The following is a 23364-nucleotide window of genomic DNA, read 5'->3' as shown; positions in this document are numbered from 1 at the left end:
TGCTTTAATAACATCTATAAAACTCTATAATTACAGCTAAATATACAAAAAAAAGAGCAGAAAAACTAAGTTTTCTACTCCTTAAATTATTATACTTATTACTTAAAGGACTTTTTCAGTGCCCTCCAATTACGTATCGCTTTTTTTTATATCTATTCTTCCAAAGCATTCCAACCACGAGCTTTCAAAGGAATTTTAGTATTGGCTCTTGTTATCAAATGAGTTCCTTCGCTTTCGCCAACCATATGTCCTATTACTGTGAAGTTTGGATTGGCTTTTATTTTATCAAAATCTTCCATAGCAATGGTAAACAATAATTCGTAATCTTCGCCACCATTTATTGCAACTGTTGTAGAATCAATATTGAATTCTTCGCACACATTAATAAACTGAGGATCAACCGGAATTTTCTCTTCATATAAATTACAACCCACTTTTGATTGCTTACAAATATGAATAATCTCAGAAGATAATCCATCCGAAATATCAATCATCGAAGTTGGTTTTACTTCCAATTTTGATAATAATTCTTTAATATCATGACGTGCTTCTGGACGTAATTGTCTTTCTATCAAATAAGTATATGCATCCAAATCGGGTTGATTGTTTGGATTTACCTGAAACACTTGTTTCTCACGTTCCAAAACTTGTAATCCCATATAAGCCGAACCCAAATCGCCAGAAACTACTAACAAATCGCCTTCTTTTGCGCCGCTTCTGTAAACAATTTCGTCTTCATTTGCTTCACCAATTGCAGTGATTGAGATAATCAAACCTTTCTGTGACGAAGTGGTGTCGCCACCAATAACATCAACATTGTAAAATTTTGACGCTAATGTAATTCCATCAAATAATTCTTCTAAAGCTTCCAACGGAAAACGATTAGAAACTGCAACCGAAACTGTAATTTGAGTTGCTTTCGCATTCATCGCACAAATATCAGAAACATTAACTACAACAGCTTTGTAACCCAAATGGCGTAATGGCATGTAAGCTAAATCAAAATGTACGCCTTCAATCAATAAATCAGTTGAAACGACTACTTTTTTATCTTTAAAATCTAAAACAGCAGCATCATCACCAATACTTTTTATAGTTGAGGTGTTTTTTACATCAAAGTTTTTTGTCAAATGGTCTATCAATCCAAATTCGCCCAATTGCGAAAGTGATGTTCGTTGCGGATTTTTATCTTCTATCATTTTGCAAAGGTACGAAGGATTTTTGTTTGCCACAAAGTCACTTTTAATAATGAAATCTTAATGAAACTTAATTTCTTAATGGTTAGAATATAGAAAGTCTTATCTTTATGTTCAATTACAATTTAAAATGGAAAATATAAAAATAGTTACTCTTACCATAAATCCATCATTAGACAAATCAACGCATTTTACAGGATTGATTGCCGAACAAAAAATTCGTTGCGAAAAACCACGATATGATGCTGGCGGTGGCGGAATAAATGTTTCAAAAGCGATTGCTAAATTGGGAGGAAAATCAACTTGTGTTTTTACTTCTGGTGGTTCTTCTGGAGAAATGTTGGAAGAATTAATTGCGAAAGAGAGTTTAGAAAGTGTTGCCATAAAAACCAAAAATTGGACTAGAGAAAATTTCATAGCATTCGAAAATACAAGCAAAGCACAATATAGATTCGGATTTCCAGGAAATGAATTTTCAGAAAATGAAAAAGATAGAATTCTACAAACCATAAAAGAGTTAAAAACCGATTATCTAGTAATCAGCGGAAGTTTGAATGAAGGTTTGCCAACAAATTTCTACCAAAAAATAGCAGAAATCGCTAAAGAATCAAATATAAAAGTTATCGTTGATACATCTGGCGAAGCTTTACAAAAAGTTTTAGAATCTGGCGTTTATTTAATTAAACCCAACATTGGCGAATTAGCAAAATTAATTGGAGTTGAAAGGTTAGAATTACCAGAAGTAGAAAAAGCTGCAAAAAAGCTAATTGAAGATAAAAGTGCCGAAATTGTAGTAGTTTCACTCGGAGCAGAAGGCGCAATCTTAGTCACAAACGAAGAAACACATCTTGTAAAAGCACCGAAAGTAGAAAAGAAAAGTACAGTTGGAGCAGGCGATAGCATGGTTGGCGGAATGGTTTGGGCATTATCACTAAACAAATCCCTAAAAGAAGTAATCCAAATAGGCGTGTGCTGCGGAACAGCCGCCACAATGAATGAAGGAACACAACTTTTTAAAACTGAAGATGTGATGCGATTATTAAAAGATATCTAACAAAAACCCAACAACTTTCGTCATCGGGTTTCTTAATATTTTAAACTTTGTACTTAGTATTTCGTACTTTCTAATCATTCAATTTCAAAACAGCCATAAATGCTTCTTGAGGAATTTCAACATTTCCTACTTGACGCATACGTTTTTTACCTTTTTTCTGTTTTTCAAGAAGTTTACGTTTACGAGAAATATCTCCACCATAACATTTTGCGGTAACGTCTTTACGTAACGCTTTTATAGTTTCACGTGCAATAATTTTAGCACCAATCGCAGCTTGAATTGGAATATCAAATTGCTGTCTTGGTATTAATTCACGTAGTTTTTCGGTCATTTTCTTACCAATATTGTAAGCATTATCTTCGTGAATCAACGCAGAAAGCGCATCAACTGTTTGCGCGTTTAATAAAACATCTAGTTTCACTAATTTAGAAGTTCGCATTCCGATTGGAGAATAATCAAACGAAGCATAACCTTTAGAAACTGTTTTCAATCGATCGTAAAAATCGAATACGATTTCAGCTAGTGGCATGTCAAAATTTAATTCAACTCTTTCCGTTGTCAAATAGGTTTGATTAGTTATTACTCCACGTTTTTCGATACACAAACTCATTACATTACCTACGAAATCAGATTTAGTGATGATAGTTGCTTTTATGTAAGGTTCTTCAACTCGGTCTAATTTTGAAGGTTCAGGTAAATCAGATGGATTGTTAATTACAAATGATGTTTCAGGATCTTTTTTGGTGTAAGCCAAATACGAAACGTTTGGAACAGTTGTAATTACAGTCATATCGTATTCACGTTCCAATCGTTCTTGAATAATTTCCAAGTGCAGCATTCCTAGGAATCCACATCGAAAACCAAATCCTAAAGCTGCTGAACTTTCTGCTGTAAAAACTAATGAGGCATCATTCAATTGTAGTTTCTCCATTGAAGCACGTAAATCTTCAAAATCATCTGTATCAACCGGATAAATTCCAGCAAAAACCATTGGTTTTACGTCTTCAAATCCAGTAATCATATTAGTCGTTGGTGTTTTTGCATCAGTAATTGTATCACCAACTTTTACTTCTTTGGCTTCCTTAATTCCTGAAATTAAATAACCAACATCACCAGCAGAAATTACATTTTTTGGAACTTGATTTAACTTTAATGTTCCTACTTCATCGGCAAAATATTCGTTTCCAGTTGCCATGAATTTAATTTTTTGACCTTTACGGATTTCTCCGTTTTTCACTCTAAAAATTACTTCAATTCCGCGAAAAGGATTATAATGTGAATCGAAAATCAATGCCTGTAATGGTTCATCAACATTACCTTTAGGAGGCGGAATCTTTTCAATAATGGCAGCTAAAATATTTTCAACACCAAAACCTGTTTTTCCAGAAGCGTGAATAATATCTTCCAATTTGCAACCTAATAAATCAATAATATCATCGCTAACTTCTTCAGGATTAGCACTTGGTAAATCAACTTTATTCAAAACTGGAATAATTTCCAAGTCGTTTTCTAAAGCCAAATATAAATTAGAAATCGTTTGTGCTTGAATACTTTGTGCTGCATCAACAATCAAAAGCGCGCCTTCGCAAGCTGCAATCGAACGAGAAACTTCGTAAGAGAAATCTACGTGTCCGGGAGTATCAATAAGGTTTAAGATATAATCTTCACCTTTATATTTATATTCCATTTGAATGGCGTGACTTTTTATGGTAATTCCACGTTCACGCTCCAAATCCATGTTGTCAAGCAATTGTGCTTTTTCTTCACGAGCAGTGACGGTTTGTGTGGCACCAAGAAGTCGGTCGGCAAGCGTACTTTTTCCGTGGTCAATATGTGCAATAATGCAAAAATTTCTAATATGCTTCATCTTCTGTATCTGTCAATTTTACTAATGCTTTCGCATTTAATCTGCAAATATAAGGTAAAAGTTTGACAGTTTAATTGTAATTTATTTTCTGGTATTTGAGAAAATTAGAATTTTATCTTTTATTAAATTTTGCTTTAAAAAAAGTGGTGTCCTTTTCAGAGAAAAGCACTCTTCGGTTGTCTTCATTTTGTAATTCGAAAGTATCGTTTACCACAAATTTTACTTCAGTAAATTTATAACCGGTTTCTCCAGTCAAAGTGATTTGATACAAACTGTCTTTTTTAATTGCTTTCATTTCGGTGTCATAATCCCAAGACAAAGGTTTGTCGTTTCCTCGAATTCCGACTTTTTGCACGTTTTTAATTTCAGATACGTCTAATGTTAAAACTACTGTTTTTTTATAGGTTTTCTGAACGCAACTTGTTGCCAATAATGAAAATATTATTGCAATTATTACTAATGTCTTTTTCATCTTATGCTTTGTTTTTAGTTAGTAAATAGTCAACTCCAAATCGTCCTGAACCTATGATTAAATAAAACATAGCAACCCAAAGGAATCCCATAGCTGCGAGACAATTCCACAATCCGTTTTGAATTTGTTGCATAAAAATGGCAATCAGCATGGTACAAATTATTAGAAATGATGTTATTCTTGTTTGAAGTCCAAACAGTAAAAATAGTCCGCCAACAGCTTCTGCGAAAGCGCCCATCCATGCAAAAAATGCAGGAGCAATGGCAAAGATTCCGCCATAACTTGCAACATCGTTTGGAAACCAAAAAGCGACTTCAAATAATCCTAAATTCGCATCAACAGGTGACCAAGGCATTCCGAATTTTGCTGCTCCAAAATTAAAAGCTAGTAAGTAACCACAAATGATTCGTGGAAGAGTTAAAAATAAATCTTGTGACCAATGAGGCAACAAAATGGGTTTTGTAATTATAGTTAGTAGTTTCATGATTTTTTTGTTTTTTGTTTTTTGAAATTGATTGATGATTGAAACTACTTTAATTCTTATATCCCATTGATAATCCAGTATCGCCAATAACATACAAATCGACTGACGCGCTTTCATTAGATTTGTTTTCAATAACTACAGCAGTATTTTTTTCTGCTTTTACCGTTACAGTTTCATTTGGACTCACGGTAATTGGAGAATGTGTTCCTCCTGAAATTGGAGCCATAATTATTTTTAAATCGTGATTGGAAACGTTTTTAAGTTTTACTTTAAAGGTTCTGTGTTCGTTGTTTCCTAAAACAAAACTTTCGTTTGGTTTAATAGTTGTGTTAGAAGTTAGCGAACCAAAAACACCACAAGAAGTAGTAATTAATAAAGCAGCGAATAATGCAATAAGTGATTTCATAATTAGAATTTTTAATGATTAATAATAGGACAAAATTCCGCCATTAATCATCGTCAATCGCTTCAAATTATGATTTGAGACTTAAATTTTTTAAATTAATTTATTTGATACTGTTTGAAAAACAATAGGTTATGATTTGATACTTTTATTGATAAGAAGTTGGACTGCATTGCGCAAATGGTTCAGAAGCAGTTGATGAAAAAGTATATTCTTTGACAAAAAGTTTTAATAATCTTTGAAATTCTTTTTGTTTTTCTTCAGAAATAAAATTTTCAGGAAGTACATTTTTTAATTTGAAATTATAAATAAAATAATCGATTTTGCCATTTGGAGCAAAATAAATCCTTTGAAAGCATTTTGTTTTACTTTCCCATTTGAAGTTGTTTTTGTTTAAAAATGATCCAAAATCTTGAAGTAATTTAGTGTAAGATTCTTGTAATTTTTGTTGTTGTGCTTCTGTTTTGAAAACCGCTTTTGTAATGTCAGAATGAACAGCCGATTTGTATTCTAAATCTAATTTGTCAATACTAATTCCAATTTTTTGAGCTTCTTCAATAGAAAAAACCTTTGATTGTGAATATAGATTGTTTGACAATAAAACGATTAAAAGTATTTTTAAAACCGATTTCATTTGATTGATGATTGAAACTTTGATTAAGTAAAAATAAACCTATTCAATTTAATAAAATTGTAAAATTGTAATCTTAAGAAATCAAACTCAAATATTCTTTTGGAGTTGTTCCAGTATTTTTTTTGAAAGCTCGGTTAAAAGTCGCTTTTGAATTAAATCCACAATCATAAGCGATTCCTAATAAGGTAGATTTTTTGTGTTCGCCATTGGCAAAACTATTTTTTACAGCTTCAATTCTATAATTATTGATGCAGTCGTTAAAATTCATTTGAAAACCTTGATTTATGGTTTTCGAAATTACAGAAGCATTGGTTTCTAGTTTTTTTGCCAAATCGGTAAGCGTTAATTCAGGGTTTTGGTAGAGTTTTTCTTCTTGAATTAGAGTTTCAATTTTAGATTTCCAAAGAGAAATTTCAGGCGAATTTGTTTCTTCAAATGTTTCGTGCTCAATATCTATTACTGTTTCTGTTTCATTCACATTGTTTGAATCCAATAAAAGAATCGGATTTTTATCAAAAAAAGACATTTTAAACGGAATTGTAGAATTTATAGGATTGGAATATCCAGTAACAGCAATGTAATACATCACAATCGAAAAGAATAGAAAAAACCACCAACTTCCTTGATAGGATTTCATTTCAGGATAGAAGAACCCCAAAATATCAAAAGTGATCGGTAAAAGCAACATTACTAAAAAAGCAATTAAATAGGTTTTTATCCATTTGAATAAAATAGAATCGGCATAACTTACAACCTGAAACATCAATTTTTTGTACACATTATAATATCGAATGCTTAATATAAAATAAATAATCATTGAAATTAAACCAAGCTTTTGATACCAATCGTCAAAATCTTTATCCATGCCATTTTCGTAGAAAAAATAACCACCAAAAATAAACTTATCATATATCCAAATAGACATAATGTAAACTAGGTAAATAAATCCTGGAAGTAAATGAAGAACTTCTTTTTTTGAAAATTTAAAAGATGGATTTAATAAACTTTGTGTGTAAAAAAATATTATCGGACCAACAAAAAGTAAATGCTGAAAAGGTGTGTAGAATAAAAAGTCCCTGTAAGGTTGATTATCATACCAGCCAGCAAAACCGAGCATCCATGGAGCAATGTAAAGACAACACAGAAAAATAAATAAACTCAGCCAGTAATTAGAGTTGTTTTCAGTTTTAATTGCCTTTACAAGTAATAAAATGCTGTAAATTATTCCTTGTGTAAAAGAAATAAGTAAAACTGAACTATAAAACCCAAATTGAAAAAGCATTGTGAAGTTTTTGTAAAAATAATTATTAATTTTTAAATGATTGTCACACATCATATTAAATTTCATAACTAAATTTTCTTAACTATCTTTGCAAAAAAAATTAGTTCAATGCCCAAAATAGGCAACATCATATTACCCGATTTTCCGCTATTACTTGCGCCGATGGAAGACGTGAGCGATCCACCATTTCGTAGATTGTGCAAATTGCACGGTGCCGATTTAATGTACTCCGAATTTATTTCCTCGGAAGGATTGATTCGTGATGCTGTAAAAAGTCGTCAGAAATTAGATATTTTTGATTACGAACGACCAGTCGGAATCCAAATTTTTGGTGGTGATGAAGAAGCAATGGAGATGTCTTCACGAATTGTCGATGCTGTTCAACCCGATTTGGTAGACATCAATTTTGGTTGTCCGGTAAAAAAAGTAGTTTGTAAAGGTGCAGGCGCAGGCGTTTTGAAAGATGTAGATTTGATGATTCGCTTAACAAAAGCAGTTATTAAAGGAACTAATCTTCCGGTAACGGTAAAAACGCGTTTGGGTTGGGATGAAAATTCTATCAATATCGATGAGGTTGCAGAGCGTTTGCAAGATATTGGAGTACAAGCTTTAACGGTTCACGCAAGAACGCGTGCGCAAATGTATAAAGGTCATTCTGATTGGAGTCATATTGAACGTGTAAAAAACAATCCTAGAATTACAATGCCAATTTTTGGAAACGGCGATATCGATTCTCCAGAAAAGGCTTTAGAATATAAAAATAAATTCGGCCTTGACGGAATGATGATAGGTCGTGCCGCAATTGGGTATCCGTGGATTTTTAACGAAATCAAACATTATTTTGCAACAGGAGAACATCTTGCAAAACCAACAATTGCTGATAGAGTAGAAGCAGCTAGAAATCATTTAATTTGGTCAATGGATTGGAAAGGTGAACGCCTTGGAATTGTAGAAATGCGTCGTCATTATACCAATTATTTCAAAGGAATTCATGGCTTTAAAGAATACAAACAACGTTTAGTAACGACAGACGAACACAACGGATTGATGGATATATTTGAAGAGATTAGTCAAGAATATGCTAATTATCAAATTGTTTAGTCTAAAAGCTTTTTTGTTACTCTACTGCTTGCAATAAAACTTGCAATAATTCCCAAAGAAACAATCGTTAAAAATACTATCAAAACATTTAATATTGAAAATTCAACAGGATAGGCCAATGTTGGATTTATCATGATAAGCTGGAATTGTTGTTGTATTAAAACAATGATAATTCCTAAAACCAAACCTATTATACCACCAAAAATACTTAATATGCTTCCTTGAAGCAAAAATACTTTACGTAAATCTTTAACTTCTGTCCCAAGGTTATACAAGGTTTTTAAGTTTGCTTTCTTGTCTAAAATCATCATTATTAATGCTCCAATTAAATTGAAAAGAGCAATAATAATTACAAGAGTAAAAATAAGATAAACCGCTATATTTTCAGTATTTAACATTTTGTGTAAAGTTGCGTTTAATTCAGCCCTTGTTTTTACGTCAACTTTATTATTGAAAATGGCTTCTATTTTGGTAATTACTTCAGCTTCATTTGAATTAGGTTTTAATTTCAATTCAATTCCTGAAACCTGATTTGTTTTGTATTGTAATAACTCCTGGGCCAAACCTAAATCGGCAAATACATACTTAGAATTAAGTTCATCGCTAATTGCATAAATTCCAACAGGAATCAAGATAGATTTATTAAATGAATCTTCTGGATTTAGAGCCAAATCACCTATTCCAGGCTTGGGAGCCTTTACTTCAAAAGCATTATTGAAGTCAAACAAACCCATAGATAGTTTTTCAGAAATCCCATAACCAACTACAACTTGGTAAGTTTCAGGTTTTAACCATTGACCGTTAAATAGCTTTTGAGATGCTTTACTAACATTTTTGAAATTATTATCAACTCCTTTTAGAATAGAAATTTGTTGTTTTCCATCAAAAGAAAATAGTACTCGCTCTTCAATTATTTTACTAAAGTCAACTACACCTTCGGTATTTCTAATTTTTTTCTCTTGATCAGTTGTTATGTAAAATGATTTTCCTATGGATGGATTTACTTTTAAATCTGGGTCAAAATCATTTGAAAAGGATAAACTAAATACTCTCAATCCACTAAAAACAGATAGAACTACAAATAAAGCCATGGCTCCAACAATAATTCCTCCTGAAGCAATTTTAGCAATAATGTTGATGGCATTATTCTTGCTCTTACTAAAAACATATCGTTTAGCTATGTAAAAAGGGAAACTCACTTACGATCTCTTGCGTTTTTCTAGTAATTCTCTGTTTTCTATAGGATTTTCTTCTCCTTTTAAAGCATTGTCAATTTTTTCGATATAATCTAGTGAATCGTCAATATAAAAAGAAAGATTAGGCACTTTTCTCAACTGCAATTTAACGCGTTGAGACAAGTCATGTTTTATTAATGGTGCATTAGATTTTACTGCAGCTAAAATTTCTTGAGCTCTATTTTGAGGAAAAACACTTAAATATACACGTGCTACACCCAAATCAGTTGTAACAACAACTTTAGAAACCGAAATTATCAAATTTGTAAGTCCGTTTTTTCTCACTTCACCTTGAAGAATATCTACTAAATCATTTTGTAGAACGCTTCCTATTTTTTTCTGTCTATTTGTTTCCATGGTGCAAAAATACGATTTTAAGTTTAATTTCAAGTCATAGCGTTCATTATGATAAAAATCATTAGTTAATAAAGTTGGGAATTAGTAACTTTGATTTCTAATAAATCATTGAAAACAATAGTAAAATAATGAGAAAAATAGAACATATAGGAATTGCTGTAAAAAATTTAGAAACTTCGAATTTATTGTTTGAAAAATTATTTGGTGCACCAGCTTACAAACAAGAAGAAGTTGCAAGTGAAGGAGTAAAAACTTCTTTTTTTATGAATGGGCCAAATAAAATAGAATTATTAGAAGCGACAAATCCTGAAAGTCCAATTGCTAAATTTATTGATAAGAAAGGCGAAGGGATTCATCATATAGCATTTGATGTAAAAGATATTATATCAGAAATGAAAAGACTGAAAGATGAAGGATTTATACTATTAAACGAAATACCTAAAAAAGGAGCTGACAACAAACTAGTAGCTTTTCTTCATCCAAAGACCACCAATGGAGTTCTGATTGAACTATGTCAAGAAATTGATTAGAGGAATTGAATTTCAAATGATTATAGATTTTGTAAAATTCTAATAAATCAAAAATTTAAAAACACTTGCAATAAATTAAAAATAGTAGTAATATTGCAACCTCATAACCGGTCCTATAGCTCAGTTGGTTAGAGCACCTGACTCATAATCAGGTGGTCCCTGGTTCGAGCCCAGGTGGGACCACGCTAAAAATCAGAGAGTTACAACGATTTAAAGTTGTAACTCTTTTTTATTTGCACATAATTTGCAAGTAAATTTTGGCTTGTAATGTCTTGAAACGGAATATTTTGGCTTAAAAGACCTATTTAGAGTTTGATTGTTCTAACAAATCAATCTCAATCGATAATCTCAATTACAATCATTAGATTTTTTGCAAAAGATACATTTGCACATAATTTGCAAGAGACTACAATTAGGGAAACTTCTCTTATATCAATTTTTAGAAAGATAACCAGAAATATTTTTCGATAGAAATTATTATAAAAACAAAATTAGCAAATAGGAAGAGTTCAAGCATTATGTGTTGAAATCAAAAATCAAGTGTTTTATAGTTCCAATACTGTTATGATTCGATTCATAATAAGAATTATGAAGGTTGGAACTTACAGAGTTTAGTATTTCTGAATCTCTTTGATCTTTTTTCAGAAGAGAATTAATTCCATGAATTGTTTCTATTTCATTTCCTTCAGTCAAGTAACCCAACATACATCCTAAAGGATATTTTTCAGAAATATACCGTTGCATACCTTGGTCTATGTATGCTCTTTTAAGATTAGAATCATTTTCTTTTAATCTTTTAGCTTCCATATAACAATGAAATCGTTTCCCATTCCATATTTTGAAATAAACGAAATCAATTCTCGGAAGTTTATCGGCAAATCCTTTTGTCTGATTGTCGGCTTCTGTTAAAAGTTTATTTTCAGTTTTGCATGTAATTCCCTTAGATAAAGAAAATGTACTCTCATTTACATAATATCCCAACAATTCTGAAAAATCGTTTTCAAGCCAGTCAGTTTGATATTTTTTTTCTGCAAGCGCCAATATATATGCATTGGCAATTAGTTCGATGCAATCTTGCTCAAAGGCTTTCCTATAAATCAGACTAAGCTTCATCATGCTCTTCATTTAAAATTTCAAGAATTAAATCTGAAGCGTCTTCTACAGCAATAGATTGTGACCAAAATCTTCGTTGATTTGGTCGAATAATATATATATCGTTATTTTTTTTATAATTTAATTTTTTTCTAAAATATATATTAGTGGCTTTTTTCTCCCACAGGTATTTATCAAGTTTTTTGAGTTCTATATCCACTTGTTCATCAGAGAGAACAATATCTCTAATACTTATATCGTGAGAAATTTTTATCATCATTAATGGAGTAAAAACGCCAATTGAATTATATACAGTAACATTAGCAAATAACTGTTGCCCATCAAGAAAGTTATTGAGTTCATTACTGAGAATTATCGCATAAGCTGTTACCTGTTCTTGTTTCACAGGATACAAAGCAATCGATTTTTCCTTTTTGTGAAATAAATCAACAGATAATGTTATAGTGTCAGAAACACGAATTATATCGTTTTGAGATAGGTTGTATAACTTGTTTATTTTTAATTCCCAATATTGAAAATCAAAACAATTTTTATGCTGGTTTAATAGGGAAATTTTTCGATCAAAACATACATCAGAAAATTGTATTTTTTCTAAGTCCTTCCCGTCTAATTCTGAATAAGGGAAATCTAAATACTCTGTTAAAACTATTCTATCCCGCTCAATTGCCCAGGAAGAAGAAGTCAGAAAGAAAAAATACGTTACCAAATTAGAATTGAAAGTAATTACAATAGATTTTAATTTTTCAGTCTCATGGGTTGAGAATCCGTATACTGCTTTGTTATAATATACATCATAATCAAAGTAACTTGAGAGAATGTTTTTGTTTGTAATTCCTTCTTTTAGTATAGCTAAGGGATGCCTAAACAATTTTAAATTATTTTTTCTATACTCCTTATTAATTTCGGTAGTCTTTTCAATAGGAGTATAATATTTTTCAATTTTATCGGTATCAGTATGCCTACCTTCTATAAGTAACTTATTATGTTCATTTTCTTTTGGATGCAACCCTGAGCCATAGTCAATGTTATTTTTAACTAGGTATGTTTTGAAGCTGGATTGTTTTTTGTTTATTTTTTTGATTAACTCCCAATCATTCATTCCTCCCCACATAGAAACCTTCCAAATTTTGGTTTTGGGATTTTGGCACTCCTCTCTTGGTAAGTATTTTAAATCAGTAAAATCTATACTTAAACCTTCAACAACATTTGTTTTTATGAATGTTTTAGGAGCATAATACATTATTTTGTCTGATAATTCTTCTGGTTTTTCCTTCTGATAATATACAATGCTTATTGGTCCAGTTGCATCTCCAAACAACTGACCTCCAAAATTTTTAGGAACATTTCGAAGAATGGAAAAGTTAAAAACCTTTTCAACATAACAATCATTGAAAAGCCATCTTCTAAAATTTTGATAGGTACCTCCAGTATTGGTTAAAACTTTAGTGTTAAAAATCAAAGCAATTTTTCCATTCGGAGCAAATTTTACAGCTTTATGTAAAAATGGCAAAACCATTTCTTTGGCAAATTTATTTTCATCACAATATTTACTCACGGATTCAAGCAAACCTTTTGTGCCAAAAGGAGGATTCCCTACAACAAGGTCAAATTTTATTTTTTCAATTTCCTCATTTTTCTGAATAGAATCTCTTCTAAAAAGATTGCTCCCTTGCGTTTTTAAGGTGCTGTCTTCTGGGTCGTTAATAAGGTTTGGGAGATGGCTGTTTTTCTCTTGCCAAATAGTTTTTGGGTTAAGATGGTCTACCAAGGCTAAATACAAACTGAATGCCGCAACTTTTATGGCTTGTGGGTGAATTTCTATCCCGAAGATATTCTCAGTTAATAATGTTTTGAGTTTTTCAAAATCTGTTAACTTTTCCTGATGATGATTTTCGTATCTCTTTACCAAACGTTTAAAACTTTCAACCAAGAAAATTCCTGACCCACAACTTGGATCTAGGACTTTTACATTAAAATTTCCTTGTCCATTTACTGGGAGTTTTTCGTTTAGAATAAATTCAACTAAAGGAGGTGGAGTGTAGTAGGTTCCTGTTTTTTTCTTTAATTCAGGGTCGGTTTTAAACAGAAAATTTTCATAAATCTCACTAAGCAGTTCAATTTGTATAATACTGAAATCAAAAAGCCTCCAGTCTTCGAATAATTGTATCTGCGGAGTATTATCATTACCACTTATAAAGCACTTCTTAATAAGTTGTAACTGTTCCAAGCTTATGATTTCATTTTCATTTATTGAGAATACATTCCCATTGAAATGACCTTCCAATCTATTGTATAAGCTGTAGGTAGCCTCTACATCTTCTAAAATATCGAAATAAGATTTCGCACTATCCTTTATTTGTGAATAGAATTTTTCATCGGTAGCACCCCTATCTTCAAGATAGAGTAAAAATAAAGAGCGGAGAATAATTTTATGGATGAAGTTTATTTCAAGCCCTTGTTGTTCAAGTTGACGAGTTGTATTTACCAAACTTTCAACTAAGTACTTATCAACCCTACGTTGTATATTGATTTTGTCCCTGATAAATTGAGCTTCTTTAAGTGTCCATATGACACCAGAGTCAATTGCAATAGAGGAAAAAAGATGATTAAGTTCCTCGAGATGTTCTTTATCGGAAAATTGATATTTTTGTATTTCAATTTTTTGCAACTCTTTTTCGTAATTAAACTCTGTTTGAGTTACAATGAGTGGTTTTTCAGAACAGCTGTAAATGCGAATTTCAGTTTCGCAATAGACGTAAAGGAATAAAACCTTTTTGTAATTCCATATATCTTTTTGTATTTCCGCGATTTCTTTTAATGTTTCAAAATCAAAAGATTGCACTTTTTTTAAAAATGTTGCAGGAAAACTATTTCCTTCTTGGTCAGTATTGAAATAAACGGAATCAACATTAAATTTTTTTGCTAAGGTTAAGACATGCCTTTGACTTTCAGTCAGTTTTTCATTTACCGAGTGAGTTGAAATAGCTCTGTTTAGACCTATTGATTCAATTACAGATTGTCCTGACATAAATTAAACACATCAAACTAACCATCAAAAGTAATCTTTTTTTTGTGCTTTTAAAACTTTAAAACTTAATTTTTACAATCTGCACGAATCATTGATTTCATTGCTCAATTTCGGAATGCATTTTGCATTTCATTAAAACACCTCCTCTTTTTTCATTTCAAGGTATTTTAAAATGGAATTCCTACAATAGTATATTTTTTTACTGCTTAAACGGGACACCATAATTTTACCTTCATTAACCAGCAAACGAAGTGTTGTTGGTGACTGAATATGCAGTAATTCCATGGCCTGTTTTTTGGTTAGCCAAGAGATCGATTGTTCCTGTTTTTGTTGTGCAATTATTCGCTGATAAATCACTTCTACAAGTTTGTAAAAATCAGAAGTTCCCATCATAATGTATTGTACCGAACTAGGATGGTTTTTTGTGTCAAAATTGAAGTTCATAATTGAAGTTTTTGAAAATAAAGTATTTTATAAAGCACTTGGTTTTGTTGAGTTATTAACTATACATTTTGTTTTGTAAAAATAGCACTTATGGGATCACGGAGATAACTGATGCAGAACTTTCTTTGATTAACGGGAAAGTCAGAATGTACTTGAAAATACTGACCCTGAGCCAGAATTTCTATCTGAACAAGTTCTTTCTCTAGCAACCAATCTTTATCTAACATAGCACATTGTTTTGAGGCAACCATTGATTCCTCTTCAAATGAATACCCAAGGTTATAGTTTATATGAATGTAATCATGCCATGCTCGAAAATACCAATTTATTTTAGGGTCAGAAAAAATTGTGGTTTCTGAAGCCCCAGTCCAAATATGGATTTTTGCAGTTTCTTTAAATCTTTCAACGTGTTTTTTATGTGTTTCAGAAATGTCATCTAAATTAAAGTCATCAAAGTCTACAAAAACAAAGTAACGTGAATGTTTATTATAAAAATCTTCAATCCAAATATTTAGCCTTTTTGAGAAGGCTATGTCAGGCTTTAATCGTTCAAAATTTGTAATTAAATATTCCCTTTGTTTGAGATTGTTTTGGTAAAAATCATGACTTTCTACAAGCTCTTGAAGAAAATCTCTTTGAGTGTTTGTTGTTGTTTTCATTTTTTTAAATTTAGTTATGTTGTTTTTAAAAGAATTATTTAATCGATAGAATTACTCCGAGGCAGAACCTCGGGGTAATTCATTAATGAAATTTATAATCTTAACCAGATAATATCTTTTTTATATCCTAGTGAAGAAAAGATAGAGCTCCAGAAATAGTCAGTAAACACCATTTTTGATTCAGATACACCTTTAGGAATTATTACTTTGATGCTTCTTACTTTGCCAAAGCAAGTATTACTTAAGCTATACTCATCCATTAACCTTTTGGCTAATGTTTTAGCTTGGTTTTCAGCAGAAATTTTATTCGCAAAACCTTTCATAATAATTCTTTGTGAATCTTCCTGCATGTCACTTATCAGCAGAATATCTATTGAATTTCTATATTCTTTTACAGATTCTTTAATTTTAGGTAAAAGGTCTAACAAGTATGTTTTAGGAGCTGATTTTTGGTTGAGTGTAATTAGATAATTGATAACATTTGTTAACATCCTTTTGCAATCATTTTGTTCTACAATCTTCTTTTTCATCAAATCAATTTTATTCTGGGCATCAGTCCTAAAGCCTGTAGGAGCTTTATAGGTTGAAATGAATTTAAAAAGTTTAGTATTTCCAGCATTATTGGAGCATTCGTTGGCTAGAAAAATTGCTACATCAGTGTTGGGTTTGCAATCTTTAATTAAACTTTTTTTAAGTTCATCAGATGAAGCGTTATTAACGCTAGCTGAAACATCATAAACAATCACTAAGATGTTGTTTTTAATTACACTAGCTTGTGCTTTACCGTTCAAGCAAAACAGTAATGAGAATAATAATAACATTGTTTTTTTCATAATTTCTAAGTTTTAAAGTTGTTAGTAAATAAGGGTTAAGAATTTTTTTCGTTGTAAAGAAGATACCTTTTGGGAGTATTATCAAAGGCAATATCTTTTGGTGTGCCATGTCGAATTCTATCAATAAATTGAATCTCGCCATGAAGGCATATAATTCGATACGCTTTATTTCGGTATGTTTTTATGGTAGTTTTTGTTGCTGAAAAACTAGCTGCTATTCGTGATAGTTTATTTGCTTTAGCCTCTACTTTGATTTTTAATTTTAAGCAGGTCGTATATATGGAAGCCATTTCAAAAAGTGTAGCTGAGTTTAATAAAATAATTAAGGAGGAGAAAATAATGGTTAAACGGTCTAAAAATGAATCTTGTTCTTCTAGTTTTTTGGCGACATTTTTTTTACGGGATTCGATATCGGCAAGTTGTGTTTTAGCCTCGTCATAACTGATTACTCCTGCGTCTATATTGTTTTGGATATTCATTTGTGAATCTTGAAGCATTACATACTCTGTTGAAGCTTTATCTTGTTGTTTTATCGTATAAAACACAGAGCCTAATGAAGCAACATAGACCAGTGTAATTAGAAGTAAAAAAAGATATACTCTGTTGATCTTTATTGATAGAAAACGAAACACTCTAGACTGATTTTGTAAGAACTCCAATAAACTACCATGTAGTAAACTACCAACAATTTTGGATAGTAATACTGCTGTAGCTCCAGTTATGTATGATTCATAGCCTTCGAAGGCAAACAATGTGTTTAACACTTTGCCGTACAAAAGAGTTTCAACAGTAATTCCAATTATGTAAATTACCCAGGTTAATACAATTTTCCCCACACTTAGACTACCGAGTAATGTTTGGTTTAGAATAGGAATTTTAATTAATGTTTCGACATTGTATTTTAGTCCAATTAAATCTTCTGGAGTATCATCTGCAAAGTTCTCTTTGGCATATTGATGGGCATATCTACGTTGCGCCTGATAACCCTGCATCTCTAAGGTGTTATAATCTGGATTTTCATTTACAGGACTATATTCAATTACTTTTGGCTTTGTTTTTTCTTCTTGGGCAAGTACTGCTTTATTAGTATCATCTTGGGATAGTTTGGATTCTAAATCAGATTGAACGTCTTGACTAACTGCCCAATTAAGATAATTATAATGCTCCTGCTTGTACTGCTCTGCTAGGACATCAAATTTTCCTTTTAGTAAATGAAGTCTTGTTTGGAATTTGTTGAGTGTAGATTCGTAATTCGAAAAAACGGATACTTTTTTAAATGAAAAGGTTCTATCCCCACTTATTTTATTCAAATCATTGGTTTCATTATCAATTTGTTTTTTTAAGTTTGACAGAATGACATCCAATTTATCTGTTTTATAGTATGGAAGTGGTACCAGTACAGAATTGTTAAGAGGTAAAATATTTCTCATAATTTAAAATTTTAATTGTTTGTGATTTATAGTATTTGTAAGCTGCGTTCTAAATTTAGAATCTCTTGAAGTAAAGCTTCTCGTTTATTTGCTAATGATTTTGAATCAATAGAATTGTCATTAAATGGGTCGTCAGAATTATTTTCTGGAGTTTCGGATAGTAAGTGAATATATTCCTCTTTCTTTTTTAAAATTTTGTTTTGAATGGACTGAATTAAGATTCTATTATCGGCTTCAAAATCGTCTTCATTCAATTGAGATTTACTAAACCATAGAAAATTGATAAGAGGTAAGAGCGAAACGCACCATAATATGAAAGTTATCAATAATCTAAAGTCAGAGACAGTATGTTTCTGTTTTGTATTAAGATGTGGGAGTGCCTTGATAAGAGCTTCAGCGTTTTCCAATGCAGTTTGATCCTTGCAGTATTTTGCAATTTCAGTCTCGAGATAGAAATAAAGAAAATAATAGGATAATAAGTAACTTAGTACTAAATATAACAGAAGGTAAAGTACAATCGAAATAGTTTTGGTTTTACCAGAACCAAATAAAAAAATGGTTCGATTAATGAACAAACAAAAAAGTATAAAAATAGAACCAAGTAATATTGTCAAGGGTAAACGCTCCATATAGCTATCTAGATATAGTGTGAAGACAACTGCGAAACTACTTGCGGATATTAAAGATGTTATTCCAATTGTCTGTATAATTCTCTGTTGAATAGGATCATAAGGCTTACCTTCTTGAGCTGCTAGAAAGCTTAGAAGTGAAAAGCTATTATCTTTTAAATTGATAGTGTTATTAGATTCCATGAAATTTATTATTAAATTATTAGTTAACAGCCCATATCCCCATATCATAGGGCTGTTTTAATTATACTGAAATGCAATTGATGTGAAGAGATAGAGGAATTGCAGAGAACTATTTCAGTGTGGAGATTTTGCCTCTTAAAGTCGAATTAAGTTGGGTTGGTTGTTTAACACGAAAAGAACAGTTTCCTGATTTGTATCATAACCAAACCTAACTAACATGCTTACAATCTCACGAATTGCATTTAAATGCTTTTGATCATCTATAAAATTGAAAGCAGAAATAATTATCGTGTCTTCAACAATAATGTCAGAATTATTATTTTTATAAAGCGATTTGGTGTAATTTTCATTTGCGCAACCAAAGTAGTTTATGAAATTTTGACGAAAGTCATGGATCCAACATTTAAGTTTGACTTCATCTATTAGTTTAGACTTTTGGTCTCTGTTGGGGATGTAGATTGAGAAGCTACAGTTAGAAGCTTCTATTACTATGGCTTTACTATGGTTTTCAGTAGGAGGAAGTATTACTGAATTAATATAAAAATCTTCTAAATTTGTGAATGTTTTTTTCATAATAGTGATTTTAAATTTAACTTTTTTTGATTTAAAATGCACTTGCGTTTGGTACGGAATTTATTATATTTACAAACGAAGGCATTTCTAAGTTTTCTTTAAACTAACTTACTGTGATGTTTGGTAGACGGTTCAGTTGTTAGTTAACGATGTTTTCATCGCGTCACATTTTGTGGCGCTTTTTTTTAATTGTTATTTTGTTTCATAGGCATTAGGTGTTAATTAGTTTGATTTGACACGGTGTACATGATATATTTAGATTTGGCTTACCCCATACTTTTGTATCGCAATTTGGACAACTGTATTTAACTTTGACCTTTTGCTCAGCATATTTCTCCTCTCGAAGAATTCGGTTTAGTCGTCTAGCACCGTTTTTATTGATTTTAAATGGTGTAAGTATATCATTTGGAATAAACTGAGTTAAAGTCTCGAATTTACCTCCTTTTACGATGTAGTGCCCCATTTTGATACCTGTTTTGTAGCCTCCTGGTCTGCTAGTTGAAGAACATATTAGACCAAGTTCCTCCATAATTTGAGCGAATTCTTTGTCGTGATAGCTAGAGATACGACCTTTTTTCTTGCCAAGTGTGTACTGGTAATGATGGGCCATTTCATGAACAAGAACGCTCATAACCGAATACACGTCATTGCTAAGGAATTCAGGCGTTAGATTGATGAGCGAGAAAACGTTTTGGTATTGATCTACGTATTTATCGAAAGCATAATAGCCAAGAGATTTTCTTCTGCTATCGTTCAGTGAGAACATTACCGGCGATAATTTCTTGCCGAATACAGGATAAAATAACTGTAGATTATAAAAATCGAAAGCGCTTTGAATAGCGTTAAACTGCAGTAACGTTGGTTTTGAAAAGTCTCCTAGAATTTGAGTTTCTACTTCTGGGTTTTGAATCACGAAATTTTTATTTCGTACGGTGTAATTTTTTTGGTTCTGAAAATCTGAAACAGCAGGTAAAATTGGCTTCATAATTTGTGGTTTTATGAAGCAAATATATAGTGAAATTTTAATTTAAAAAAAATAAATCATTGATTTTCAATGACTTAAAATAAGGTTATATAAAAGTTTACTAGAGATGTTATATATAACCTTACAATTTTTTAAACCTCTTTTTTTGATTCCATATCAATAATTATTTCGTCAATGAAAGTACCAAAAGAAGCATTATTAAACATTTTTTGTTTAGTAAAATGAATTAATGAGTCTAATTTATCTTTATTTTCTATAATTAATCTTATGGTTAATAATCCATCTTTGGTGTATTTTCCATCTTTAAAAAGTTGAAAATATTTATTATATCTCGGTCTTACCGTCTCTAAACTACTTTTTGCTTTTTTGCTATTTATGTAGTCTAAAAGTTGGACTTTAAGCTCCTCATTTATATTTTCATTACTTATTTTATTACTTTCAATGAAATCTATACTTAATGCCAAATTATCTCTTCGACATAGAGGCAAATTATTTAATTGTACAATTTTGTTTTGAATTAGTAATCTATTTAATCTTTCTTGATAAAAACCTTCTTTTGTTGATGAGGTTAGTATTTCGTATATTGGCGTTGATAAGAATTTTTCTCTTATTGTATTATTGTAGTCTGTGTTAATTTTTTTAATTCTATAATCTAAATTTCTGATTTCAAACTTATTTTTAACCGAAGGAATTGTTAATATAAATTCTATTTTTTTATTTAATTCAGAGATGAAGCCTGATTTTGAATAGAAATAATCAAATCCACATTCTGTAATTGCTTTCAAAGCATAATCAATGTCAGATTTTGCAGTTAACATAATAATTGGGATGTGATTAATTTTTTCTAAAGTCATGAATTTTTTTCCGAATTCTCTTCCTGTTATGCTGGGCATGTCTTCATCAACAAAAATTAGATCAACATTATTATGCAAAATATGGTCAATTGCATTTTTACATTCATTCTTATCGTCAAATATGCTTACATTATAGCCTAGGTTAACAAATGCATCTTTTAGGGAGGCTAAGAATGTTTCTTCATCATCTATTAAAACTAAATTCTTAATTTTTGTAGTCATATTAATTAATTTTAAGTGTTATGTGTAATGTGTTTGATTCTATTTTTGTTAAATTTGGGTCAATCGATATAAACTTTACCTCTTCAATAGTTTGTTTAATTATAGTTAATCCTCCATTTTCTTTTAAAACTTCATTTTTTCTACCAGTTAAGTAATCAGATACTTTATGGGCTTTATCTAGTAAATCATTTCTTACATGATTAGAGAAAGTAATGTAGAAAAAATCATTAAATTGAACCATTTTGATTAATATTTTAGTGCCAGATTCTTTTTTAGAATAGGCATTGTGCCATAAATTCCATAAAATCATGAAAACTTCCGGCATTTCTTTCTTTATCGGTTGCAAATGTGTCTCATCAGTTATGTCGAAAATAGGCTCTTCAACTCCAAAATCAAAGTCTTTATAACAATCCAAAATATATTTCACATAGCAATCAATAGTCTTTCCATACAAATAATGACCCTTATTTAGACAATCAAAGATTGCTTGAAAGCAAATATCATATGTTTTAAAAATACCTAAGGCATTTGATAAGTTTAAACTTAATTTTTCATCGTTATATTTATTTGAGATTTGTTGTGATGAAGCAATTAAAATCTCAGTGGTTGAAAGTAAATTAAAAATGGTATGCTGATGGGCTCTTGCTTTTTTTCTGAATCTGTCTAAGCTGTGAATCTCATTTAATTTGAGTTTTATTTTTTCTAAAATATCTTCAATGGCAGATTTAAAAATGTAATTGTTTAGTAGAACTATTATCTTTTCATATTTCTCTTTGCTTAGTTCTATGTCCAAAACAAGAAAACAAGATAAGTTAACTTCAATTTCATTAATGAGCAAGTGTTTGTTTATCCAGAAGGAAACTTTTCCAAAGTTTTTAGTTGCTAAATGCTTGTTCCATTTATCGAAGCTAATTTGAGGATTATTTTGATATTCATTAAAAAGATTCCTTTTTAATTTTATGTTAGATTCTTCTAAATCATTAATCTTTGAATTACTATTACCATTGAGGATATTATAACCATTAAAATTTACATTGCAATTAAGTAATGAGTTGTGTAAATTCAGAAAATCATTCAATATATTAGAATATTCATTAATGGCAAAACTCCTATTCATTCCCTCATTAATACCTAAACTACTGTTAAAAAAAGTGTAAGCAAAATCAAAAGCCAAAACATCTCTATTTTCTTTTAAGCTTGCTGAAATTAAATTATTAATACTTTCTAAAATGTCGCTGGAATCATTAAACTCGGAAGAGCTTTTTAAAGTATCATTCAAAGAAAATATATTTAATTTATCAACTGAATTTATATCAAAATAATCTACTTCTAAATCAAATGGCTTTAATCTATCTTCCCAAATTTGATGTATCCAAAATCTTTTATTCTTTTTAAGTTCAGAATATTTAAGAGTTTGTTCTGTTTGTAATATTTCATGTAGTGTACCATTTGAACCATCAAAAGCAAAGATAAAATCACTAATTTCAATCATTGTATGAACTCTCTCCCCTAAATTAGTAACACTTATAGTTTTGTCTAAAAATGCATTAGGAATCTCCTCATAACCTTCAAATATTATTCCATAATTTTCTAATGAAATCTCTGAAAACTTATTTTGAGCTAAAGATTTGGCTTTCTCGCAAACTAGTTCCATGAAACCGCTATATCCTCCAGTTACTATACGAATTTGTTTATAATGTGAAAAAATATACTCAAGTGTCTTTTCCACTAATTCAATATATATGTCAGATATTTCACTTTTACTACTTCCATAAAAACAAAAAGTTTTGACCATG

Annotated in this window: 23 protein-coding genes and 1 tRNA gene; 4 read left to right on the top strand and 20 right to left on the bottom strand. The window is 30.7% G+C overall.

Translation table 11 applies throughout. From position 1 onward, the window contains the following. Nucleotides 1–152 precede the first annotated feature (152 nt). Nucleotides 153–1199, bottom strand: coding sequence for a thiamine-phosphate kinase (gene thiL, locus ACIQ06_RS10425; protein WP_396146106.1), 1047 nt, complete (start codon nt 1197–1199; stop codon nt 153–155). Nucleotides 1200–1326: 127 nt separating this feature from the next. On the opposite strand from thiL, the gene ACIQ06_RS10420 reads away from it, so the two are divergent. Further along, the gene (locus ACIQ06_RS10420; RefSeq protein ID WP_396146104.1) at nt 1327–2250 is read left to right on the top strand and encodes a 1-phosphofructokinase family hexose kinase; all 924 of its coding nucleotides are present in this window, start codon (nt 1327–1329) and stop codon (nt 2248–2250) included. A gap of 70 nt (nt 2251–2320) precedes the next feature. On the opposite strand, the gene lepA is transcribed toward ACIQ06_RS10420, so the two are convergent. From lepA to ACIQ06_RS10390, 6 genes are all read right to left on the bottom strand, one after another. Continuing rightward, nucleotides 2321–4117 carry a translation elongation factor 4 gene (gene lepA / locus ACIQ06_RS10415; RefSeq protein ID WP_396146102.1) on the bottom strand — a complete coding sequence of 599 codons (1797 nt, stop codon included), beginning with the start codon at nt 4115–4117 and terminating at the stop codon, nt 2321–2323. A 112-nt stretch (nt 4118–4229) separates the two neighbouring features. Then, nucleotides 4230–4589 carry a hypothetical protein gene (locus ACIQ06_RS10410; RefSeq protein ID WP_396146100.1) on the bottom strand — a complete coding sequence of 120 codons (360 nt, stop codon included), beginning with the start codon at nt 4587–4589 and terminating at the stop codon, nt 4230–4232. Nucleotide 4590: 1 nt separating this feature from the next. After that, on the bottom strand, nt 4591–5073 hold the full coding sequence (locus ACIQ06_RS10405; protein WP_396146098.1) for a DoxX family protein: 483 nt from the start codon (nt 5071–5073) through the stop codon (nt 4591–4593). 49 nt (nt 5074–5122) lie between these two features. After that, complete coding sequence (locus ACIQ06_RS10400) at nt 5123–5479, bottom strand: hypothetical protein (RefSeq protein ID WP_396146096.1); 357 nt, start codon at nt 5477–5479, stop codon at nt 5123–5125. A 145-nt stretch (nt 5480–5624) separates the two neighbouring features. Further along, nucleotides 5625–6110 (bottom strand): hypothetical protein, encoded by a 486-nt coding sequence (locus ACIQ06_RS10395; RefSeq protein WP_396146095.1) that lies wholly within the window; start codon nt 6108–6110, stop codon nt 5625–5627. A 73-nt stretch (nt 6111–6183) separates the two neighbouring features. Beyond that, the gene (locus ACIQ06_RS10390; RefSeq protein ID WP_396146093.1) at nt 6184–7458 is read right to left on the bottom strand and encodes a helix-turn-helix domain-containing protein; all 1275 of its coding nucleotides are present in this window, start codon (nt 7456–7458) and stop codon (nt 6184–6186) included. A gap of 42 nt (nt 7459–7500) precedes the next feature. Here ACIQ06_RS10390 and dusB point away from each other — a divergent pair, with 42 nt between their 5' ends. Then, on the top strand, nt 7501–8493 hold the full coding sequence (dusB, locus tag ACIQ06_RS10385; protein ID WP_396146091.1) for a tRNA dihydrouridine synthase DusB: 993 nt from the start codon (nt 7501–7503) through the stop codon (nt 8491–8493). Here dusB and ACIQ06_RS10380 read toward each other — a convergent pair. After that, complete coding sequence (locus tag ACIQ06_RS10380; protein WP_396146089.1) at nt 8490–9692, bottom strand: ABC transporter permease; 1203 nt, start codon at nt 9690–9692, stop codon at nt 8490–8492. The two genes, dusB and ACIQ06_RS10380, sit on opposite strands and share 4 nt — an antisense overlap. Next, nucleotides 9693–10085, bottom strand: coding sequence for a 30S ribosome-binding factor RbfA (rbfA, locus tag ACIQ06_RS10375; RefSeq protein ID WP_298305562.1), 393 nt, complete (start codon nt 10083–10085; stop codon nt 9693–9695). 128 nt (nt 10086–10213) lie between these two features. On the opposite strand from rbfA, the gene mce reads away from it, so the two are divergent. Together mce and ACIQ06_RS10365 are read left to right on the top strand one after the other, a co-directional pair. Next, nucleotides 10214–10615 (top strand): methylmalonyl-CoA epimerase, encoded by a 402-nt coding sequence (gene mce / locus ACIQ06_RS10370; RefSeq protein WP_396146086.1) that lies wholly within the window; start codon nt 10214–10216, stop codon nt 10613–10615. 109 nt (nt 10616–10724) lie between these two features. Then, nucleotides 10725–10798: transfer RNA gene (locus tag ACIQ06_RS10365), tRNA-Ile, on the top strand. Between the two features lie 333 nt (nt 10799–11131). On the opposite strand, the gene ACIQ06_RS10360 is transcribed toward ACIQ06_RS10365, so the two are convergent. From ACIQ06_RS10360 to ACIQ06_RS10310, 11 genes are all read right to left on the bottom strand, one after another. After that, complete coding sequence (locus tag ACIQ06_RS10360; protein ID WP_396146084.1) at nt 11132–11731, bottom strand: hypothetical protein; 600 nt, start codon at nt 11729–11731, stop codon at nt 11132–11134. Further along, nucleotides 11718–14756 carry a class I SAM-dependent DNA methyltransferase gene (locus ACIQ06_RS10355; protein ID WP_396146082.1) on the bottom strand — a complete coding sequence of 1013 codons (3039 nt, stop codon included), beginning with the start codon at nt 14754–14756 and terminating at the stop codon, nt 11718–11720. Before ACIQ06_RS10355 ends, ACIQ06_RS10360 begins: the two co-directional genes overlap by 14 nt. Before the next feature lie 132 nt (nt 14757–14888). Beyond that, nucleotides 14889–15200: a helix-turn-helix domain-containing protein gene (locus tag ACIQ06_RS10350; RefSeq protein ID WP_396146080.1), complete on the bottom strand. Its 312-nt coding sequence runs from the start codon at nt 15198–15200 to the stop codon at nt 14889–14891. A gap of 59 nt (nt 15201–15259) precedes the next feature. Continuing rightward, complete coding sequence (locus ACIQ06_RS10345) at nt 15260–15859, bottom strand: hypothetical protein (RefSeq protein WP_396146078.1); 600 nt, start codon at nt 15857–15859, stop codon at nt 15260–15262. A gap of 92 nt (nt 15860–15951) precedes the next feature. Continuing rightward, nucleotides 15952–16692 carry a hypothetical protein gene (locus ACIQ06_RS10340; RefSeq protein ID WP_396146076.1) on the bottom strand — a complete coding sequence of 247 codons (741 nt, stop codon included), beginning with the start codon at nt 16690–16692 and terminating at the stop codon, nt 15952–15954. A 35-nt stretch (nt 16693–16727) separates the two neighbouring features. Then, on the bottom strand, nt 16728–18122 hold the full coding sequence (locus ACIQ06_RS10335; RefSeq protein ID WP_396146074.1) for a hypothetical protein: 1395 nt from the start codon (nt 18120–18122) through the stop codon (nt 16728–16730). Between the two features lie 26 nt (nt 18123–18148). After that, the gene (locus ACIQ06_RS10330) at nt 18149–18934 is read right to left on the bottom strand and encodes a hypothetical protein (RefSeq protein WP_396146072.1); all 786 of its coding nucleotides are present in this window, start codon (nt 18932–18934) and stop codon (nt 18149–18151) included. Between the two features lie 135 nt (nt 18935–19069). Beyond that, entirely contained in the window at nt 19070–19507 is a 438-nt protein-coding gene (locus ACIQ06_RS10325; RefSeq protein ID WP_396146071.1) for a hypothetical protein, read from the bottom strand. 211 nt (nt 19508–19718) lie between these two features. Continuing rightward, nucleotides 19719–20492 (bottom strand): SprT-like domain-containing protein, encoded by a 774-nt coding sequence (locus ACIQ06_RS10320; RefSeq protein WP_396146069.1) that lies wholly within the window; start codon nt 20490–20492, stop codon nt 19719–19721. Between the two features lie 131 nt (nt 20493–20623). After that, nucleotides 20624–21568: a two-component system response regulator gene (locus ACIQ06_RS10315; protein WP_396146067.1), complete on the bottom strand. Its 945-nt coding sequence runs from the start codon at nt 21566–21568 to the stop codon at nt 20624–20626. Nucleotide 21569: 1 nt separating this feature from the next. Next, nucleotides 21570–23363 (bottom strand): hypothetical protein, encoded by a 1794-nt coding sequence (locus ACIQ06_RS10310; RefSeq protein ID WP_396146065.1) that lies wholly within the window; start codon nt 23361–23363, stop codon nt 21570–21572. Nucleotide 23364: the final 1 nt, after the last annotated feature.

The organism is Flavobacterium sp. (genome assembly GCF_044341265.1).
Lineage (GTDB): Bacteria > Bacteroidota > Bacteroidia > Flavobacteriales > Flavobacteriaceae > Flavobacterium.
This window is presented reverse-complemented; position numbering and strand designations above follow the sequence as displayed.

Excerpts from the sequence above, each read along its gene's own strand:
- ACIQ06_RS10345 (WP_396146078.1), bottom strand. The coding sequence starts at position 15,859 with ATGAAAACAACAACAAACACTCAAAGAGATTTTCTTCAAGAGCTTGTA.
- ACIQ06_RS10395 (WP_396146095.1), bottom strand. The coding sequence starts at position 6,110 with ATGAAATCGGTTTTAAAAATACTTTTAATCGTTTTATTGTCAAACAAT.
- ACIQ06_RS10405 (WP_396146098.1), bottom strand. The coding sequence starts at position 5,073 with ATGAAACTACTAACTATAATTACAAAACCCATTTTGTTGCCTCATTGG.
- ACIQ06_RS10310 (WP_396146065.1), bottom strand. The coding sequence starts at position 23,363 with ATGGTCAAAACTTTTTGTTTTTATGGAAGTAGTAAAAGTGAAATATCT.
- mce (WP_396146086.1), top strand. The coding sequence starts at position 10,214 with ATGAGAAAAATAGAACATATAGGAATTGCTGTAAAAAATTTAGAAACT.
- ACIQ06_RS10315 (WP_396146067.1), bottom strand. The coding sequence starts at position 21,568 with ATGACTACAAAAATTAAGAATTTAGTTTTAATAGATGATGAAGAAACA.
- rbfA (WP_298305562.1), bottom strand. The coding sequence starts at position 10,085 with ATGGAAACAAATAGACAGAAAAAAATAGGAAGCGTTCTACAAAATGAT.
- ACIQ06_RS10340 (WP_396146076.1), bottom strand. The coding sequence starts at position 16,692 with ATGAAAAAAACAATGTTATTATTATTCTCATTACTGTTTTGCTTGAAC.
- lepA (WP_396146102.1), bottom strand. The coding sequence starts at position 4,117 with ATGAAGCATATTAGAAATTTTTGCATTATTGCACATATTGACCACGGA.
- ACIQ06_RS10330 (WP_396146072.1), bottom strand. The coding sequence starts at position 18,934 with ATGGAATCTAATAACACTATCAATTTAAAAGATAATAGCTTTTCACTT.
- dusB (WP_396146091.1), top strand. The coding sequence starts at position 7,501 with ATGCCCAAAATAGGCAACATCATATTACCCGATTTTCCGCTATTACTT.
- ACIQ06_RS10350 (WP_396146080.1), bottom strand. The coding sequence starts at position 15,200 with ATGAACTTCAATTTTGACACAAAAAACCATCCTAGTTCGGTACAATAC.
- ACIQ06_RS10390 (WP_396146093.1), bottom strand. The coding sequence starts at position 7,458 with ATGAAATTTAATATGATGTGTGACAATCATTTAAAAATTAATAATTAT.
- ACIQ06_RS10320 (WP_396146069.1), bottom strand. The coding sequence starts at position 20,492 with ATGAAGCCAATTTTACCTGCTGTTTCAGATTTTCAGAACCAAAAAAAT.
- ACIQ06_RS10360 (WP_396146084.1), bottom strand. The coding sequence starts at position 11,731 with ATGATGAAGCTTAGTCTGATTTATAGGAAAGCCTTTGAGCAAGATTGC.
- ACIQ06_RS10355 (WP_396146082.1), bottom strand. The coding sequence starts at position 14,756 with ATGTCAGGACAATCTGTAATTGAATCAATAGGTCTAAACAGAGCTATT.
- ACIQ06_RS10420 (WP_396146104.1), top strand. The coding sequence starts at position 1,327 with ATGGAAAATATAAAAATAGTTACTCTTACCATAAATCCATCATTAGAC.
- thiL (WP_396146106.1), bottom strand. The coding sequence starts at position 1,199 with ATGATAGAAGATAAAAATCCGCAACGAACATCACTTTCGCAATTGGGC.
- ACIQ06_RS10325 (WP_396146071.1), bottom strand. The coding sequence starts at position 19,507 with ATGAAAAAAACATTCACAAATTTAGAAGATTTTTATATTAATTCAGTA.
- ACIQ06_RS10400 (WP_396146096.1), bottom strand. The coding sequence starts at position 5,479 with ATGAAATCACTTATTGCATTATTCGCTGCTTTATTAATTACTACTTCT.
- ACIQ06_RS10410 (WP_396146100.1), bottom strand. The coding sequence starts at position 4,589 with ATGAAAAAGACATTAGTAATAATTGCAATAATATTTTCATTATTGGCA.
- ACIQ06_RS10335 (WP_396146074.1), bottom strand. The coding sequence starts at position 18,122 with ATGAGAAATATTTTACCTCTTAACAATTCTGTACTGGTACCACTTCCA.